The organism is Ewingella americana ATCC 33852, assembly GCF_000735345.1.
Lineage (GTDB): Bacteria > Pseudomonadota > Gammaproteobacteria > Enterobacterales > Enterobacteriaceae > Ewingella > Ewingella americana.
In genome coordinates this window covers 1-16,548 of record NZ_JMPJ01000019.1, presented here as the reverse complement: position 1 = coordinate 16,548, position 16,548 = coordinate 1, and the positions used below count along the sequence as shown (strand labels likewise).

Below are 16,548 nucleotides of genomic sequence, written 5' to 3'. Positions count from 1 at the left end.
ACGAGAAATCTTCCAGACGCTTTCGTACAGAATCTCTCCAGCCTGCGTGGCACACTATCCCTTTTGAATTGGGGAAATCAGCATGCTAATTGGCTACATTCGCGTATCAACAAATGACCAAAATACCGATTTGCAACGTCAGGCACTGATCGGTGCAGGTTGTGAGCAGATTTTTGATGACAAAATAAGCGGGAAATCTACCGAACGACCGGGTTTAAAGAAAGCTATCCGCCATATGCGCGCTGGCGACACGCTGGTTGTGTGGAAACTGGATAGATTAGGTCGTAGCGTTCGCCATCTCATTACATTGGTTGAAGAGCTGAAAACTAAAGGCATTCATTTTCGAAGCCTGACGGACAGCATAGACACCGGCACGGCTATGGGGCGCTTCTTTTTTCACGTCATGAGCGCGCTGGCCGAAATGGAAAGAGAGCTTATCGTTGAGCGCACCATGGCCGGTCTGGCAGCGGCACGTGCTCAAGGTCGAATTGGCGGGCGCAAACGCCTAATGACTGAATCAGTGGTCGAGCAAGCGAAGCGATTGTTTGCCAATGGTGAAAGCTTGCAGCGCATTGCTCTGGCCTTGGATGTCTCTCCTAAGACACTTTACAAATATGTGCCGGCAACCGAGCAACAGGCGCTTCGGGCAAGGCTCCAATAGTTTGTAAAAGCTCAATCAACACCATTTTTTTCACTTTTAGCCCCCGCCCTGTTGTGCCATTCCCCCCACGCCTGCCATCGAGTGCAGGCTTCTCTCTTTGACGGCATCCTTGCTTCACCACCCACAAAAGAGAGAGTCAACCCGATGGCTGATTATCACCACGGCGTACGTGTTGTTGAAATCAACGACGGTACACGCGTTATTTCTACTGTTTCAACCGCTGTTATCGGCTTAGTTTGTACTGCCGAAGACGCGGACAAAACCCTGTTCCCACTCAACACTCCTGTGCTGATCACTGACGTGCTGGCTGCTAGCGGCAAGGCGGGCAAAACCGGTACGCTCGGCCCGGCATTGTTGGCAATCGCTGACCAATGTAAGCCAGTAACAGTGGTCGTGCGTGTTGCTGAAGGCGAAGATGAGGCAGCGACGACCACCAATATCATCGGCGGTTCTGATGCCAACGGTCGTTACACCGGCATGAAAGCCCTGCTTTCTGCACAGGCTGAGCTGGGCGTTAAACCGCGCATTCTTGGCGTACCGGGACACGACAACCAAGCCGTCGCAACGGCGCTGGCGGCAGTTTGCCAACAGCTGCGCGCTTTCGGCTATGTCAGCGTTTATGGTGCGAAAACCATTTCTGACGCCATCAAGTACCGCGAAAACTTCAGCCAGCGTGAACTGATGCTGATCTGGCCTGATTTCGTTAACTGGAACACCACGACCAGCCAGTCTGATATTGCTTATGCTTCAGCGCGTGCGCTGGGCCTGCGTGCCAAAATCGACCAGGAAACTGGCTGGCATAAAACCCTGTCCAACGTCGGCGTCAACGGCGTAACTGGCCTGTCCGCCAGCGTGTTCTGGGACTTGCAAGCCACCGGCACCGATGCAGACCTGCTTAACGAAGCCAGCGTTACCACGTTGGTGCGCAAAGATGGTTTCCGTTTTTGGGGCAACCGCACCTGTAGCGACGACCCACTTTTCGCCTTTGAAAACTACACCCGCACAGCACAAGTTCTGGCTGACACCATGGCCGAAGCGCACATGTGGGCAGTCGATAAGCCACTCACGCCTTCCCTGATCCGCGACATGATTGACGGCATCAAAGCCAAAATGCGCGAGATGAAATCCGCGGGTTACATCATTGATGGCAACTGCTGGTATGACGAATCGGCCAACACGCCTGAGACGCTGAAAGCGGGCAAGTTGTTCATCGATTACGACTACACGCCGGTTCCACCACTGGAAGATCTGACCCTGCGCCAACGCATCACCGATAAATATCTGGTGAACTTTGCCGCCTCCGTGAACAGCTAAGGAGAATTTGACTCATGGCACTCCCTAAGAAACTGAAATACCTGAACCTGTTCAATGACGGGAACAGCTACCTCGGCGTGGTCTCCTCGCTGACTCTGCCAAAACTGACTCGCAAGCTGGAAAACTACCGCGGCGGCGGCATGAGCGGCTCGGTCTCCGTGGACTTCGGCTTGGACGACGACGCGCTGGCGCTGGAATGGACCATCGGCGGCATGGACGAACTGGTGTTGCAGCAGTGGGGCAGCACGGCGGATATCCCTCTGCGCTTTGCCGGCTCATTCCAGCGTGACGACACCGGCGATATCTCCGCCGTTGAAGTGGTGATGCGCGGCCGCCATAAAGAGTTCGATTTCGGCGAGTACAAGCAAGGCGAAGACACTGAAACCAAGATCTCGACCCAGTGTACTTACTTCAAGCTGACTATCGATGGCAAAGAGTTAATTGAAGTCGACACCGTCAACATGGTCGAAATCGTCAACGGCGTTGACCGTCTGGCAGAGCATCGCTCGGCGCTCGGCCTGTAACCCCCTGCTTTCTAGCCGGCAGCAATTGCCGGCTTCTTTTTCATTCGTTCCCAATATCGCATCGAGGAAATCTCATGAGCTCAGTTGAAAACCACGACAACACCGTCGTTCTTGATGTCCCGCTAAAGCGCGGTGACGTAGAAATTAGTGAAATTCAGGTGACCAAACCCAATGCGGGCAGCCTACGCGGCATCGGGCTGGCGGCGCTGGCGAATGCCGACGTTGACGCGCTGATCACCATTCTTCCCCGCATCACCTACCCGAACCTGACCAAAGAAGAGTGCTCGCGTCTGGAGCTACCGGACCTGATTGCGCTGGCTGGCAAGGTGATTGGTTTTTTATCGCCGAAACAGGACGGGTAGAGATATCCCCCCGCCTGACCGTGGATGATCTGATGGCAGATATCGCGGTGATTTTTCATTGGCCGCCGTCCGAGATGGACGGCATGTCGCTAACCGAACTGATGAACTGGCGATATAAGGCGTTGCAACGCAGCGGAGTAAAAACTGATGAGTAATCTTGAGCAAATGCCCGAGACGCTGGGGCGGATCAGGCAAGAAATGTCGTCATTAGCGCAGGCAAGTGCCGACGTGTGGGCGCGCCTTAGGACCCCGCCTCCAATGACCTTGTTCAGCATGGTCACCAATGACATTCGCGAGGCAAGTCAGGAGTTAAGTTCGTTCAACCAGCAGAGTAAAGCGATCAATAAGCTGGAGTCGACACAGGACAAAATGCAGCTGAGCCGTAAACGTCTGGATAGTGCTAAGGCTCGCGTTGTAACGCTAGAGGCAGATATTCATCTGTCTGCACCTGAAAACCACTCAGCCGAACAGTTGCAGATTCTGCAAGAAGCGCGGAACCTCAGCGCTAAGCAATTTAAAAAGCATGAGAATTTAAGTAAATCAGCCAGCAAACAAACTGAGTCACTGCGCGCCAAAGGGATAAATACCAATGATATTCCGGCGGAAAAACTGCGTGTCCAAGACCAAATCCAGACGACGGCAGCCAATCGCCAGCAATCGCTGGAACTCAAAGGCAATCTGATTGGGCAAAAGTATAAAAGCCGCCAACAGAGTGTTTCTCAGCTTAAAGACGTCAGTGCTTCAGCCAAGGCTTTCGCGCAGCCCAAACTCGAGTTGGCAAAAAGCCTGCTCAAGCCCGGCGCCGATTTAGAGGCGGGGCTATCTGAGGTGCAAGCCATGCTGCACCTGAATAATGGCGATCCGCGCACGGCCGCGCTTCGCCAGCAGAGTTTGTCGATGGCGGCTTCTGGCCATGCTCCTTCCGAAGTCGTGGCGAAGCAAAAAGCGCTGGCTAAAGGCGGCATGAGTGCCGATCAGGTGTTGGCACAGACTCCGGCGGCGCTGAACGGCGCAACGCCAGCAGAACAAATGGCCGTCACGGTCAAAGGCGACAATCTCGATGGCGATATCACCAAGCTGTTCGCCAGCTGGGACACCATCCGCATCAACCTGTTCGCAGGCCAAAGCGATGCACTGCGTCAGCTGACCCAGACCGCCACCGGCTGGCTGAACACCCTCAACACTTGGATAACCGATAACCCGCAGATGGTGAATGCTCTGCTCGGCTTGGCTTTAGGCGTCACCGGCTTGATTAGCGGGCTGGGCTTCTTAGGCGGCGTTATCGCGCCGGTGCTGAGTGGCGTAAATATGCTGATGGCAGGCGCCGGGTTGTTGGGGACGGTGTTTAGCGGCGCGGGCGGCATTATGGCCGGAGCCTTTGCCGCAGTAGGCGGCCCGGTCGTGGCGCTTATCGCCATTATTGCCGGTATCGCCATTGTGGTAGCGCAGCTATGGGAGCCGATCAAAGCCTTTGTTGGCGGTGTTATTGAAGGTTTTACTGCCGCTATGGGCCCGGTCAGTGATGCTTTCGCTCCCTTCAAAGCCGCCTTGGGTTGGATAACCGACCTGTTTAAGCCCATCGAATTTACCCAAGAAACACTGAATGGCGTAGGAGATGTTGGCAAAAAAGTGGGGGCTGCCATTGCACAACTGTTTGTCGATCTAAACGAGGCCTTCTCACAGATTGGTGCAGGACTTAGCTGGCTCCGTAAGGGAATAGATTCAATTTTTGGCTTGGATAAGTCCGATGACAAGGAGTCATCAAACAGTGACTCTGCCGAGCCAAATGCACCGTCATTTGGCGACAGCGCGCCTCCTAGCGGCAGTGCCCTCAACCTGTATCAGCCCGCGAGAACGAATACCTCAAACTCATTAACTGACAACCGTTCCACCACGGTTAACTTAAGTTACAGCGCAACTAACGGTGCTGATAAAGACCAATTTATTGGTTGGTTCAACGAGGCAACAAATCAGCGCGAATGGAATAAAACCAACGACCGGCTTGGCCAATTTGGCTATGGAGGTATGTACTCATGATGATGACGCTAGGTTTATTTGTCTTCAAACTCAGAACCTTACCCTATCAGACTTTGAAAAGAGATGTCGGCTACGGCTGGGTGGAAAACAAGCGCGTTGGACAACGCCCGATCACTCAATACCTTGGCTTGGGTACCGAAACTATCACCCTCACCGGTCAGCTCTTGCCGGAAGTCACCGGAGGCCAAACCTACCTGCAAGTGTTTGAAAGTATGGCGGACTCGGGGCGAGCTTGGCCGCTAATTGAAGGTAGCGGCACCATTTATGGCATGTTTGTGGTTCAAAGCTTTAATCACACCAACTCACAGCTAAACACCGATGGCCGGGCGCGTAATATCAGCTTTGAACTGACGCTTAAACGCGTCGATGAGTCCTATGCAGCCATGTTTGGTGATCTACAGGAGCAAGCAAAGGGGTTGTATAACAAGGCAAGTAACACCGTAAAACAACTCTTTCCTAATGGAGTAAGCCTATGATAACCCAGCTACAATTGCCCGCTGGGGCGAAAATCATGCCTGACTTCATGCTGAGCGTGGAAGATAAAGCTTTAGAAAGAAACGTCAGCGAGCGTGTGATGTCATTGAAAATGACCGACAACAGCGGTTTTGCCGCTGATATGTTAATCATCACTTTTGATGATAGCGATGGCGCGTTCCAAATGCCCGAGCGAGGTACTGTTTTGAGCTTAAGTCTGGGCTGGGCAGGTCAAAACCTGATTGGCTGTGGCCGCTTCGTGGTAGATACCGTGATACACAAAGGAGCACCGGACCAGCTGGTTGTCACAGCAAGAAGTGCCGACTTGCGCGAATCAATGAACACTCAGGGGAGTTATTCTTACGATGAAACCACTCTGGGTGCGATCGTTAATCTGATATCTCGCCGTAATAAGCTACCTCCGGCAAACTTATTGCCGGAAATGGCGGCAATAAAAATTGCTCATATTGACCAGACTGGCGAAACCGATGCCTTCTTCCTTATGCGGCTGGCGCAAATGTACGGCGCTCAGGCTACGGTAAAGTACGGCCAAATTATCTTTATCAAGCCGGGGTATGGCATCACGGGTTCGGGTAAAGCTCTCCCATGGATGACAATTGAACGTTCGGACGGTGACACGCATTCATTTAATTTATCCGACGTGCTGACCTACAGCGGCGTAAAAGCAAAATGGCATGATGTGAAAAAGGGGCAATCCAATAAGGTCGGCGTGCAGCGAACCGAGAAGGCAAATAGCAGTGCTAAGGTGTCGCATCCTAATGCTAAAACGCCGGCATCGCCAAGTGCTGCGGGGAGCGCCAAGGAGGAGAGTTACATCTCTGGCTCCAATGAGAAAGTACTAGAGCTGAATAAAATTTATCCCGATGAGGAGTCTGCTACTCGCGCGGCTGATGCGATTTTTAAGCAGATCCAATATGACGCTGCCACCTTCGACATTACTTTGGCCTTAGGCAGGGCTGACCTGTTCGCGCAAACTCCCGTGACTGTCAGTGGCTTTAAAGACGTGATTGACCAGCAGCGCTGGATCATCGATTCCGTGGTTCATGATGTTGCTGGGCAGGGGTTCGTCACCACCTTGAAATTGAAGGTGTATGTTGAGGATATTACTTACCAAGCCACTTCAATATAATATAAACTTGCTTTTGCGAGATTCATGTTTCATAATCACTACACCGCTTACCTAAACGCTGGAGGTTTTTATGATGCATTGCCCACTTTGCGGAAAAGTCGCTCATACCCGCTCGAGCCGCTATCTCAGTGAATCTACCAAAGAACGTTATCATCAGTGCCAGAACATTGAATGCAGCTGCACCTTTGCAACTCATGAATCCGTGGCTCGGGTTATCTCCAAGCCGGGTGTGAATTTGCAAGCTGGAATGCGCGCAGTTTAAGCTTCTTCAGTACCGACAACACCCTCTATTTTTGCTCCTCCCTTTGCCTGCTCCCCCGCAGGCTTTTTTGTGTAGTCAATTTGTAGTCACTGAATACAAAAAAGGGGTTAGCCTATGGCTAACCCCTTGTTCTATATTAACTATTAGATGTCGCGTTAGCGATACCTTAGTTAAGACGCTCTTTGATACGAGCTGACTTACCAGTACGCTCACGCAGGTAGTACAGTTTAGCTTTACGAACGGCACCACGACGTTTAACAGCAATGCTGTCGATTACTGGGGAGTGAGTTTGGAATACACGCTCAACACCTTCGCCGTTAGAAATTTTGCGAACAGTGAATGCAGAGTGCAGACCGCGGTTACGGATAGCGATAACCACGCCCTCGAATGCCTGCAGACGCTTTTTAGAACCTTCAACGACCCATACCTTAACTTCCACGGAATCACCCGGACGGAATGAAGGTACGTCTTGCTTCATCTGCTCTTGTTCGATTTGTTTAATGATATTGCTCATAATATGTCTCTTACCCTAGGTAAACTGATATATCGGGAGGGCTCAGCGCTAAGCTTGAGCGTTCCCTTCATAGTCTTGTTGACTGAGTCGATGTTCCTTTTGGAACTCTCTCAGCAACACCTCTTGCTCGTCAGTCAGAGCTAGGTTTTCTAGAAGTTCAGGTCTTCTAAGCCAGGTTCGACCCAGCGACTGTTTCAGGCGCCAGCGACGTATATCAGCATGATTTCCCGACAGCAGAACTGGCGGTACCTCCATGCCTTCTAACACTTCAGGGCGGGTGTAGTGAGGGCAATCCAGCAAACCATCCGCAAAAGAATCTTCCTCTGCTGAGGCCTGACGACCCAAGACGCCCGGTATAAAGCGGGAGACTGAATCAATCAGCGTCATTGCCGGTATTTCTCCACCACTGAGAACGTAATCGCCAATTGACCATTCTTCGTCAATTTCGGTTTTGATCACGCGCTCATCAATCCCTTCATAGCGCCCACAAACCAGAATAATTTTCTGGTGGGCCGCCAGTTCGCAAACACCGGTTTGATCCAGTTTGCGACCCTGAGGTGAAAGATAAATCACTTTCACACCTTCGCCTGCCGCCGCTTTAGCTGCGTGGATCGCTTCCCGCAAGGGTTGCACCATCATCAGCATTCCGGGACCGCCGCCGTAAGGCCGCTCATCCACGGTACGATGTCGATCGTATGCGAAGTCACGAGGACTCCAGCAATTTACGCTCAACAGGCCATTCTTTACAGCCCGGCCAGTTACCCCGTAATCGGTAATTGCGCGGAACATCTCAGGAAACAGGCTAATTATACCGATCCACATAGCCCACTCCCTTCAAACGATTGTCCACCCAACCTGCCTTTAGCTACTTCAGTACAAAATACGTCAGTAAAAGCTACGGAGGTCAAAAACCAGGATCCCAATCTACTTCAATACTTTGAGTAGTGAGATCGACTTTCTTGATAACCTGCCCATCGAGGAACGGAATCAACCGCTCCTTGATTCCGAATGCATCCTTCAGGTTTGCTTTAACAACCATCACATCGTTAGAACCGGTTTCCATCATATCGATGACTTTGCCCAGCTCGTAACCGGAAGTTGTCACTACCTGGCAACCAAAAAGGTCTTTCCAGTAGTAGTCACCCTCTTCCAGTGGTGGAAGCTGCTTTGAATCGACGATAATTTCGCAATTAGTCAGAAGATTCGCAGCATCGCGATCATCAACGCCTTTGACTTTGATAATCAGATCCTGAGTGTGGCGTTTCCAGCCTTCCAGCTCGATAACTTGCCACTGACCACCCCGTTGGATAAACCACGGTTGGTATTCGAAGATGCTTTCGGCGTCTTCGGTGGATGAAAACACTCTGAGCCAACCGCGAATGCCGTACGTTGACCCCATTTTGCCGAGAACTATCGGCTCAGCGGGCGTCACTGGATTGAGTTGTTTGCTCATTGTTACCACCGCGACAGATTAAGCCGCTTTCTTAGCGTCTTTGATCAGCGCGTGAACGCGATCAGAAACGGTTGCACCCAGTTCTTGCCAGTGGGCAATACGATCCAGGTCCAGACGCAGTGCTTCAGCCTGGCCAGAAGCCAATGGGTTGAAGAAACCTACGCGCTCGATGAAACGACCATCACGAGCGTTGCGGCTGTCGGTCACTACTACTTGATAGAACGGACGCTTTTTTGCGCCGCCACGTGCTAAACGAATTGTTACCATAACATCCTCTTTAGTTAATAAAACAACCAGACCCCATCGGGGAACGGGGTCTGGTTGCAATATAAAAAGCCCGAAAATTATACTCATTTTGGCGCAAAAAGCAATCGAAAGCGTAGATTAACCCCGACGCTATTTGCCTGAGTGAGGTAACTGGCTAGAAAACTAGCCAGTTATGTTGATTAACGGCCTGGGAAACCCGGTGGCATCATACCTTTCATGCCACGCATCATTTTAGCCATGCCGCCTTTCTTCATCTTCTTCATCATGCGTTGCATGTCATCGAATTGTTTGAGTAAGCGGTTTACATCTTGAACCTGCATACCGGAACCCAGCGCGATACGGCGCTTACGGGAACCTTTAATGATTTCAGGCTTGGCGCGCTCTTTCAGCGTCATCGAGTTGATGATAGCTTCCATGCGAACCAGCACTTTATCGTCCATCTGCGACTTAACGTTGTCCGGCAGCTGACCCACGCCCGGCAGTTTGCTCATCATGTTGGCCATGCCCCCCATGTTGCGCATTTGCTTGAGTTGGTCGAGGAAGTCGGTCAAATCAAAGCCGTCGCCCTTCTTCAGCTTGCTCGCCAGCTTCTCAGCCTGCGCGCGGTCAACTTTGCTCTCAATATCTTCGATAAGCGACAGAACGTCGCCCATGCCCAGAATACGTGAAGCCACGCGATCCGGGTGGAAAGGCTCGAGCGCGTCGGTTTTCTCACCCATACCGAGGAATTTAATCGGCTTGCCGGTGATGTGGCGGATAGACAGCGCGGCACCGCCACGGGCATCACCATCGACTTTCGTCAGGATAACGCCGGTTAATGGCAGAGCTTCGTTAAAGGCTTTGGCGGTGTTCGCCGCATCCTGACCAGTCATGGCGTCGACCACAAACAGGGTTTCAACCGGCTTAATCGCCGCGTGAACCAGTTTGATCTCTTCCATCATCGCTTCGTCGACGTGTAAACGGCCGGCGGTATCGACAATCAGGACATCATAGAATTTGAGTTTGGCTTGTTGCAGCGCGCGGTTAACGATATCAACCGGCTTCTCTTGCGCGTCAGAAGCAAAGAAATCCACGCCGACTTGTTCAGCCAGCGTTTCCAACTGCTTGATTGCCGCCGGACGGTAAACGTCGGCAGAGACAACCAGCACTTTTTTCTTTTTCTTCTCTTTAAGGAATTTTGCCAGCTTACCCACACTGGTGGTTTTACCGGCACCTTGCAGGCCCGCCATCAGCACCACAGCTGGCGGCTGCGCGGCGAGGTTCAGCTCGGAGTTCGCCTCGCCCATGGCTGTTTCCAGCTCTTTCTGGACAATCTTGACAAATTCCTGACCCGGCGTGAGGCTCTTGTTGACTTCATGGCCAACGGCGCTCTCTTTCACCCGGTTAATGAAGTCACGCACCACCGGCAGAGCAACGTCCGCCTCAAGCAGCGCCATGCGAACTTCACGCAGCGTTTCTTTAATGTTCTCTTCGGTCAGCCGCCCACGGCCGCTGATATTGCGCAGTGTGCGCGACAATCGATCGCTTAAATTCTCAAACATCGTCTCTTGCTCAACGTAATGACAGGCCGCCTTGGCGACACAATTGCGGGATTATAACACGAAGCGTTGACGATCTCTGCTTTGGCGTCTCAGATAGGTTGGAGCGTGACGTGCGTAACGTTATACTGTCAGTCTCATTCATTTTTGGTGCTAACGAACGCTATGTCAGTTTTTGCACTTATCGCCATGTTGGCCTATCTGCTCAGCCTTGCCCTGATCGTTCCAAGTATTATCAGGAACAAAAGTGCTTATCGGCGTTTAGCATTGATTTCAGTGATCGTCGCGCTGGTTTGCCACGCGGTGGCGCTCCAGCAACGCATCTTCGATGTCAGTACGGGTCAGAACCTAAGCTTGGTGAATATCGGCTCGGTCATCAGTCTGATCATCTGTACGGTAATGACCATCGTCGCTTCGCGCAACCGTGGCTGGTTTATTTTACCCATTGTTTACAGCTTTGCGCTGATCAATCTGGCCTTTGTGACCTTCTTGCCGGGCGAATTCATCACCCATTTGGAAGAGAGCAAAGGGCTGCTGGTGCATATTGGGCTGGCCCTGTTCTCTTACGCCACCTTAATTATCGCCGCGCTCTACGCGCTGCAACTGGCGTGGCTGGATTACCAGTTGAAGAACAAGCGACTGTCGTTCACGGCGGATATGCCGCCGCTGATGACCATTGAGCGTAAGCTGTTCCATATCACCCAAGTTGGGGTGATTTTGCTAACCCTGACGTTGTGCACTGGCCTGCTTTATATGGACAATTTGTTCAGCCGCGAAAACATCGACAAGGCGGTTTTGTCGATTCTCGCATGGTTTGTCTATATCGTTTTACTGTGGGGGCACTATCATGAAGGTTGGCGCGGTCGTCGCGTGGTGTGGTTTAGCATGGTAGGGGCGGTGTTGTTGACGCTGGCCTATTTTGGCAGCCGCATGATTCAGCAGTTCATGACTCACTAATAAACTTTGGCTAATACATCGCCATCTATCTCATAAAGAAGGAATTTCCCGTTGGAGCACGTCTCGACAACTACCCTCATTATCACGCTGATCATTATGGTAGTGGTTTCGGCTTATTTTTCTGCCTCCGAGACCGGCATGATGACTCTCAACCGCTATCGGTTACGCCACCTTGCCAAGCAGGGCAATCGCGGTGCCCGCCGTGTGGAAAAACTTCTTAAGCGCCCGGACCAACTGATAAGCCTCGTGCTTATCGGCAACAACTTGGTCAATATCCTTGCTTCTGCACTGGCAACAATTGTGGGTATCCGCCTGTATGGCGACGCCGGGGTGGCGATTGCGACCGGTATTCTGACCTTTGTGGTGCTGCTGTTTGCCGAAGTGCTGCCGAAGACTTTCGCGGCGTTAAACCCGGAGCGTATCGCCTTCCCAAGCAGCCTGCTGCTGCGCCCGCTGCAAACCATCATGATGCCGCTGGTGTGGATCCTCAACAGCCTGTCGCGCCTTTTGATGCGCATGTTCGGCGTGAAAACCAATGTGGGTATCAGTGACGCGGTAAGTAAAGAAGAGCTGCGTACCATCGTGAATGAGTCACGCTCGCAAATTTCTCGCCGTAATCAGGACATGCTGCTTTCGGTGCTGGATCTGGAAAAAGTCACCGTGGACGACATCATGGTGCCGCGCAATGAGATTGTCGGTATCGACATCAATGATGACTGGAAGTCGATCATTCGCCAGCTGACCCACTCCCCTCACGGCCGCATCGTGCTGTACCGCAACTCCCTGGATGACGCCATTGGCATGCTGCGCCTACGCGAAGCTTATCGCCTGATGACCGAGAAAAAAGAGTTCACCAAAGAGAATCTGCTGCGCGCCGCGGACGAAATCTACTTCATTCCAGAAGGCACGCCGCTCAATATTCAGCTCGTGAAATTCCAGCGCAACAAGAAGAAAGTGGGCATCGTGGTCGACGAATATGGCGACATCCAAGGTCTGGTGACGGTGGAAGACATTCTGGAAGAGATTGTCGGCGACTTTACTACCTCCATGTCACCGACCCTCGCGGAAGAAGTCACGCCGCAGAGTGATGGCTCCGTGGTGATTGAAGGCAGCGCCAACGTGCGTGAATTGAATAAAGCCTTCAACTGGGCATTGCCGGAAGATGGCCCGCGCACTATGAACGGCATGCTGCTTGAAGTGCTGGAAGAAATTCCGAAAGTGGGCGCCCACTTACGCATTGAGAATTACGAGGTAGAGATTCTGGCGGTGCAGGACAATATGATTAAACAGGTTCAGGTCCGGCCGATGCAGTCGCTGCAAACCTCGGTAAATCGGCACTAACTCGCTGAATTAACTGCAAAGAAAAAGACGCGAAATCGCGTCTTTTTTTGTGCTCTGAAGTTCTACATCAAACTAGATGTGCAGTTCAGTCAGCTTCTCTTTCGGCAGAGCCAGATCATCGTTGTGGTTAACTACCACGTCGTGGTCCAGAATGTGCTGAGCAATTTCTTGCGCTTCTTTCAGAGAATGCATTTCGTAAGTCCCGCACTGATACTCGTTCAGCTCAGGGATTTTACGCTGGTCAGTTACTTTCAGCACGTCAGCCATCGCGGCTTTCCATGAGTCAGCAACCAGCTTCTCAGTAGGTACGCCAATCAGGCTCATGTAGAAACCTGTACGGCAGCCCATTGGTGAAATATCAATGATTTCAACACCGTTACCATTGAGATGGTTACGCATGAAGCCTGCGAACAGGTGTTCCAGTGTGTGGATACCACGCTCAGGCATCACTTCGATATTCGGACGGCAGAAGCGCAGGTCGAATACTGTAATGGTGTCTCCGTGTGGAGTTTTCATGGTTTTCGCGACGCGAACGGCAGGTGCTGCCATACGGGTATGGTCTACGGTAAAGCTATCCAACAGTGGCATATCGTCACCTCTCCTAAAGAAAAAAATGTTTTTTATCGAACTCAGGAAACCTTTTCCCATAATGCGGGTCTGATTATTTGAAAGACGCGCATTTGTTATCATCATCCCTGTAAACAGAGATGTTTGTTTGGCCACATTGATTGTGGCCTTTTCTTTTTTAGCCAGCCGCTAACGCAGCCAGATACTCTTCAAAGCTTAGTTTATCATTCGCCTCAAGGTCACGCTGTCTCTGCCATGATGCAGCACATTCAGCCGCGAGCGCTTCAGGTGTCAGGATCTCTAACGGCTCCTGCAACAGCATTTGGCGATACTTATCAGCCCACTCCAGACCAAGACTGCCCTTTCCAGCCGCCTTAATCTCACGCAGTATGCGCGCTGAGTAAGTCTGATCCGGGTCATCAAACCCTACCACCAATTGACTGCACACGTCCTGATACTCGTGGTTGCCATTCTGGCTATCCAGAACTTCCGCCACGCGGCGCAGGTCGGCAAACAGCGCCTTACCCACTTCGGCCAGCGGTTTGCGCGCATCGTCGCAACCCATGCCAATTGTCTGCCCCGGCTTACGGCCTTCCAGAATGACGCGATTCCAGTTCTGGCGAGTACACAGCAGTTCGTCGCTGCTCATCTCTGGCGCATCGGCCAAAGCACACCATATCAAAAACAGATCGAGGAAACGCGCCTGAGAGGCGTCGATGCCGATTGGCGAGAATGGATTAACATCCAGCGAACGCACCTCAATGTACTCAATCCCGCTGCGCATCAGAGCATCAGAAGGGGTTTCCCCTGAACGCGTGACGCGTTTTGGGCGAATCGGAGCATAAAGCTCGTTTTCAATCTGTAACACATTGGTGTTCAACTGCAGGTATTTACCGTCCTTCTTCACACCCATGGCGGCATATTCAGCCGATGGCGTGCGAATGGCCTGCTTAACGCCCTTCACATAAGTCTCAAGGTCGTTGAAGGTAATCCCTAAATTGCTCTGGTTCTTATTGGTGTAGCCTAAATCGCTCAAACGCAGCGAGGTAGCGTACGGCAAGTAGCACATCCCTGATTCTGTGTACTCGAACGGCAAATCAGTCTCACGCCCTTTGATGAACGAGGAGCAGATAGCCGGCGAAGCGCCAAACAGATAAGGGATCACCCAACCAAAGCGATAGTAGTTACGGATCAGCTTGAAATAGGCCGCAGAGATTTCGTTTTTGCCGCTTTCAGCATCAGCAATGCCTAAACGCGCCTGCCAGAACTCAATCGGCAGAGAAAAATTATAGTGGATGCCAGAAATTATCTGCATCAATGCACCATAACGATTCTTCAAACCTTCGCGATAAAGGGTTTTCAGCCGACCAATATTGGAGGAGCCGTACTGCGCCAGCTCGATGTCCTGCTCCGCTTCCACGAAACAAGGCATGCTAAATGGCCACATTCTTTCGTCACCTAGCTCACGAGCCACGTGGCGATGAATATCGCGCAGGAAAGTCAGCAGGTGATCGATGTCACCGTCAACCGGAGTGATGAACTCCAGCAAAGATTCAGCGAAGTCAGTGGTGATCCAATCATGCTTCAGCGCGGAGCCTAAAGTTTCCGGATGTCCGGTGGTCGCCAGCGAGCCATCAGCATTAACGCGAAGCGTTTCGCGTTCAACGCCGCGGCGAATTCCTTTTACTGCGTGAGGATGGGCTTCCAACCAGGAAAGCGCCTGAGATACATCCGGGATCAAATTGACCTCCCGCTATTTGAAGACATTAATTTGCAAGCATACTGAATCTGCATAGATGTAACCATTAAGATAAGCGATATCAATCTAATTCCACCAAGAGAGCCCTTGTAGCGTAATAGCGGTTAACACCACATAACGCACTGTTTTTCCTATTAATAGGAAAAATACCACGGGTCCCCAAGGCATACGCAACCAGCCAGCCAACACACATAAAACATCGCCCACAACCGGCAGCCAACTTAGCAGCAGCGCGGCAGGGCCAAAACGGTTCAACCAACCCAGCGCAGTGTCTAAACCTCGCTGAGGTTTAAGCTTAGGCAGCAATCGGCCGATAATGATATTGGTAATACCTCCTAAGGTATTGCCAAAAGATGCAGCTACCACTAATAAAAGTGGCGATGCACTGCCTGCTGTCAGCAGGCCAACTAATAAAATCTCTGAGTTTCCCGGCAACAGCGTTGCGCTGAGAAAGCTGCTACTGAATAACGAAATCAGTGCCAGCGTACTGCTCAAAGTTTGCGGACATCCACGACGGCCATGTTGGCGCGTTTCGCCGCCTCAATCCCAAAATCTGCATCTTCGAACACCACACACTTCTCTGGCGGCACGCCAATCAGCTGGGCACAGAGTAAGAAGGTGTCTGGAGCAGGCTTGTGGTTCTGAACATCATTGGCGCCGACGATGGCATCAAAGCAGTGGCGCAGGCCAAGGTGGCGCAACAGAGCGTCAGCCATGTCGTGCTCGCTGCCGGTTCCCACTGCCATTGGGCGTCGGCCATGATAAGACTTTACCACCTCGATCAGAGGCAGAGGCTGGACGGTATCGAGCAACATCTCTCGCACTGCGACCGTTTTCTCGGCAGCCAAGTGATGTGGATCCATATCGACCTGATTGTCATCGATAATAAATTTCGCGATTCGCCACGTCGGAGAGCCATTGAGGGCAATCATCTGCTCGAAATCATAACGCATGGCGTATTTCGACAAGACCTGATGCCAAGCCTGACGGTGTGTCGGTTCTGTATCCAATATGGTTCCATCCATATCAAAGATCAAACCGTCATAGAGATCGTACATCTTGTACTCCTGCTCGCGATAAAAACAGGAAACTACTTTAGCGCAAAGTGTGCTGATTGTCGCTTTTTGTCAGGAAGGGAGCGCGATTGAAAAGCCGCAATATCAGTGGGGTAACGGCAACAGAGAGGAAGGAGTCTAAAAAGCAAAAAACCCGCCGAAGCGGGTTTCTCTAATATGGTGCACCCAGGAAGATTACTCGGCTAGCGCCTCGCCCTGCGGGCCGTTGCTAAAGCAACGTTATCTTCCTTCGTGCAATTTGCATGTCGAGTGCAATATATGATGTTCATATTCGCTTCAACACACACAAAAT

General features: G+C 51.6%; 20 protein-coding genes. 11 read left to right on the top strand and 9 right to left on the bottom strand.

Annotation, left to right across the window (positions count from 1 at the left end; translation table 11 throughout):
- Positions 1-82 precede the first annotated feature (82 nt).
- The 9 genes from GEAM_RS02225 to GEAM_RS22495 all read left to right on the top strand — a co-directional run bounded on the left by GEAM_RS02225 (position 83) and on the right by GEAM_RS22495 (position 6,784).
- Entirely contained in the window at positions 83-661 is a 579-nt protein-coding gene (locus tag GEAM_RS02225) for a recombinase family protein (protein ID WP_034787703.1), read from the top strand.
- A gap of 144 nt (positions 662-805) precedes the next feature.
- Entirely contained in the window at positions 806-1,975 is a 1,170-nt protein-coding gene (locus tag GEAM_RS02220) for a phage tail sheath protein (protein WP_034787700.1), read from the top strand.
- Between the two features lie 14 nt (positions 1,976-1,989).
- Positions 1,990-2,499, top strand: a complete 510-nt coding sequence (locus GEAM_RS02215; protein WP_034787699.1) for a phage major tail tube protein — start codon at positions 1,990-1,992, stop codon at positions 2,497-2,499.
- 74 nt (positions 2,500-2,573) lie between these two features.
- Entirely contained in the window at positions 2,574-2,861 is a 288-nt protein-coding gene (locus GEAM_RS02210) for a phage tail assembly protein (RefSeq protein ID WP_034787696.1), read from the top strand.
- A 32-nt stretch (positions 2,862-2,893) separates the two neighbouring features.
- Positions 2,894-3,016, top strand: a complete 123-nt coding sequence (locus tag GEAM_RS02205) for a GpE family phage tail protein (RefSeq protein ID WP_034787693.1) — start codon at positions 2,894-2,896, stop codon at positions 3,014-3,016.
- Positions 3,009-4,898: a phage tail tape measure protein gene (locus GEAM_RS02200; RefSeq protein WP_128124586.1), complete on the top strand. Its 1,890-nt coding sequence runs from the start codon at positions 3,009-3,011 to the stop codon at positions 4,896-4,898. The genes GEAM_RS02205 and GEAM_RS02200 overlap by 8 nt, the downstream gene beginning before the upstream one ends.
- Positions 4,895-5,374, top strand: coding sequence for a phage tail protein (locus tag GEAM_RS02195; protein ID WP_034787692.1), 480 nt, complete (start codon positions 4,895-4,897; stop codon positions 5,372-5,374). The genes GEAM_RS02200 and GEAM_RS02195 overlap by 4 nt, the downstream gene beginning before the upstream one ends.
- Positions 5,371-6,522: a contractile injection system protein, VgrG/Pvc8 family gene (locus GEAM_RS02190; RefSeq protein WP_034787690.1), complete on the top strand. Its 1,152-nt coding sequence runs from the start codon at positions 5,371-5,373 to the stop codon at positions 6,520-6,522. The genes GEAM_RS02195 and GEAM_RS02190 overlap by 4 nt, the downstream gene beginning before the upstream one ends.
- A 70-nt stretch (positions 6,523-6,592) precedes the next feature.
- The gene (locus tag GEAM_RS22495) at positions 6,593-6,784 is read left to right on the top strand and encodes an ogr/Delta-like zinc finger family protein (protein ID WP_072009850.1); all 192 of its coding nucleotides are present in this window, start codon (positions 6,593-6,595) and stop codon (positions 6,782-6,784) included.
- A gap of 166 nt (positions 6,785-6,950) precedes the next feature.
- Here the strand turns inward: GEAM_RS22495 and rplS are convergent, their stop codons facing one another.
- The 5 genes from rplS to ffh all read right to left on the bottom strand — a co-directional run bounded on the left by rplS (position 6,951) and on the right by ffh (position 10,559).
- On the bottom strand, positions 6,951-7,298 hold the full coding sequence (gene rplS / locus GEAM_RS02180; protein ID WP_003849035.1) for a 50S ribosomal protein L19: 348 nt from the start codon (positions 7,296-7,298) through the stop codon (positions 6,951-6,953).
- A gap of 48 nt (positions 7,299-7,346) precedes the next feature.
- Entirely contained in the window at positions 7,347-8,120 is a 774-nt protein-coding gene (gene trmD / locus GEAM_RS02175) for a tRNA (guanosine(37)-N1)-methyltransferase TrmD (protein WP_034787671.1), read from the bottom strand.
- 82 nt (positions 8,121-8,202) lie between these two features.
- Entirely contained in the window at positions 8,203-8,751 is a 549-nt protein-coding gene (rimM, locus tag GEAM_RS02170) for a ribosome maturation factor RimM (RefSeq protein ID WP_034787669.1), read from the bottom strand.
- 18 nt (positions 8,752-8,769) lie between these two features.
- A complete protein-coding gene (rpsP, locus tag GEAM_RS02165; protein ID WP_034787667.1) occupies positions 8,770-9,018 on the bottom strand; it encodes a 30S ribosomal protein S16 in 249 nt (82 codons plus the stop codon).
- A gap of 179 nt (positions 9,019-9,197) precedes the next feature.
- Entirely contained in the window at positions 9,198-10,559 is a 1,362-nt protein-coding gene (gene ffh / locus GEAM_RS02160) for a signal recognition particle protein (protein ID WP_034787663.1), read from the bottom strand.
- A 162-nt stretch (positions 10,560-10,721) separates the two neighbouring features.
- Here ffh and GEAM_RS02155 point away from each other — a divergent pair, with 162 nt between their 5' ends.
- Both GEAM_RS02155 and GEAM_RS02150 read left to right on the top strand, forming a co-directional pair.
- Positions 10,722-11,513, top strand: coding sequence for a cytochrome C assembly family protein (locus GEAM_RS02155; RefSeq protein ID WP_034787659.1), 792 nt, complete (start codon positions 10,722-10,724; stop codon positions 11,511-11,513).
- Between the two features lie 51 nt (positions 11,514-11,564).
- Positions 11,565-12,854, top strand: a complete 1,290-nt coding sequence (locus tag GEAM_RS02150) for an HlyC/CorC family transporter (RefSeq protein WP_034787655.1) — start codon at positions 11,565-11,567, stop codon at positions 12,852-12,854.
- Between the two features lie 72 nt (positions 12,855-12,926).
- On the opposite strand, the gene luxS is transcribed toward GEAM_RS02150, so the two are convergent.
- The 4 genes from luxS to yqaB form a co-directional block, all read right to left on the bottom strand.
- The gene (gene luxS / locus GEAM_RS02145) at positions 12,927-13,442 is read right to left on the bottom strand and encodes an S-ribosylhomocysteine lyase (RefSeq protein ID WP_034787652.1); all 516 of its coding nucleotides are present in this window, start codon (positions 13,440-13,442) and stop codon (positions 12,927-12,929) included.
- Between the two features lie 157 nt (positions 13,443-13,599).
- Positions 13,600-15,162, bottom strand: coding sequence for a glutamate--cysteine ligase (gshA, locus tag GEAM_RS02140; protein WP_034787649.1), 1,563 nt, complete (start codon positions 15,160-15,162; stop codon positions 13,600-13,602).
- Between the two features lie 84 nt (positions 15,163-15,246).
- Positions 15,247-15,675: a YqaA family protein gene (locus tag GEAM_RS02135; protein ID WP_034787646.1), complete on the bottom strand. Its 429-nt coding sequence runs from the start codon at positions 15,673-15,675 to the stop codon at positions 15,247-15,249.
- Positions 15,672-16,238: a fructose-1-phosphate/6-phosphogluconate phosphatase gene (gene yqaB / locus GEAM_RS02130; protein WP_034787645.1), complete on the bottom strand. Its 567-nt coding sequence runs from the start codon at positions 16,236-16,238 to the stop codon at positions 15,672-15,674. The genes GEAM_RS02135 and yqaB overlap by 4 nt, the downstream gene beginning before the upstream one ends.
- Positions 16,239-16,548 lie beyond the last annotated feature (310 nt).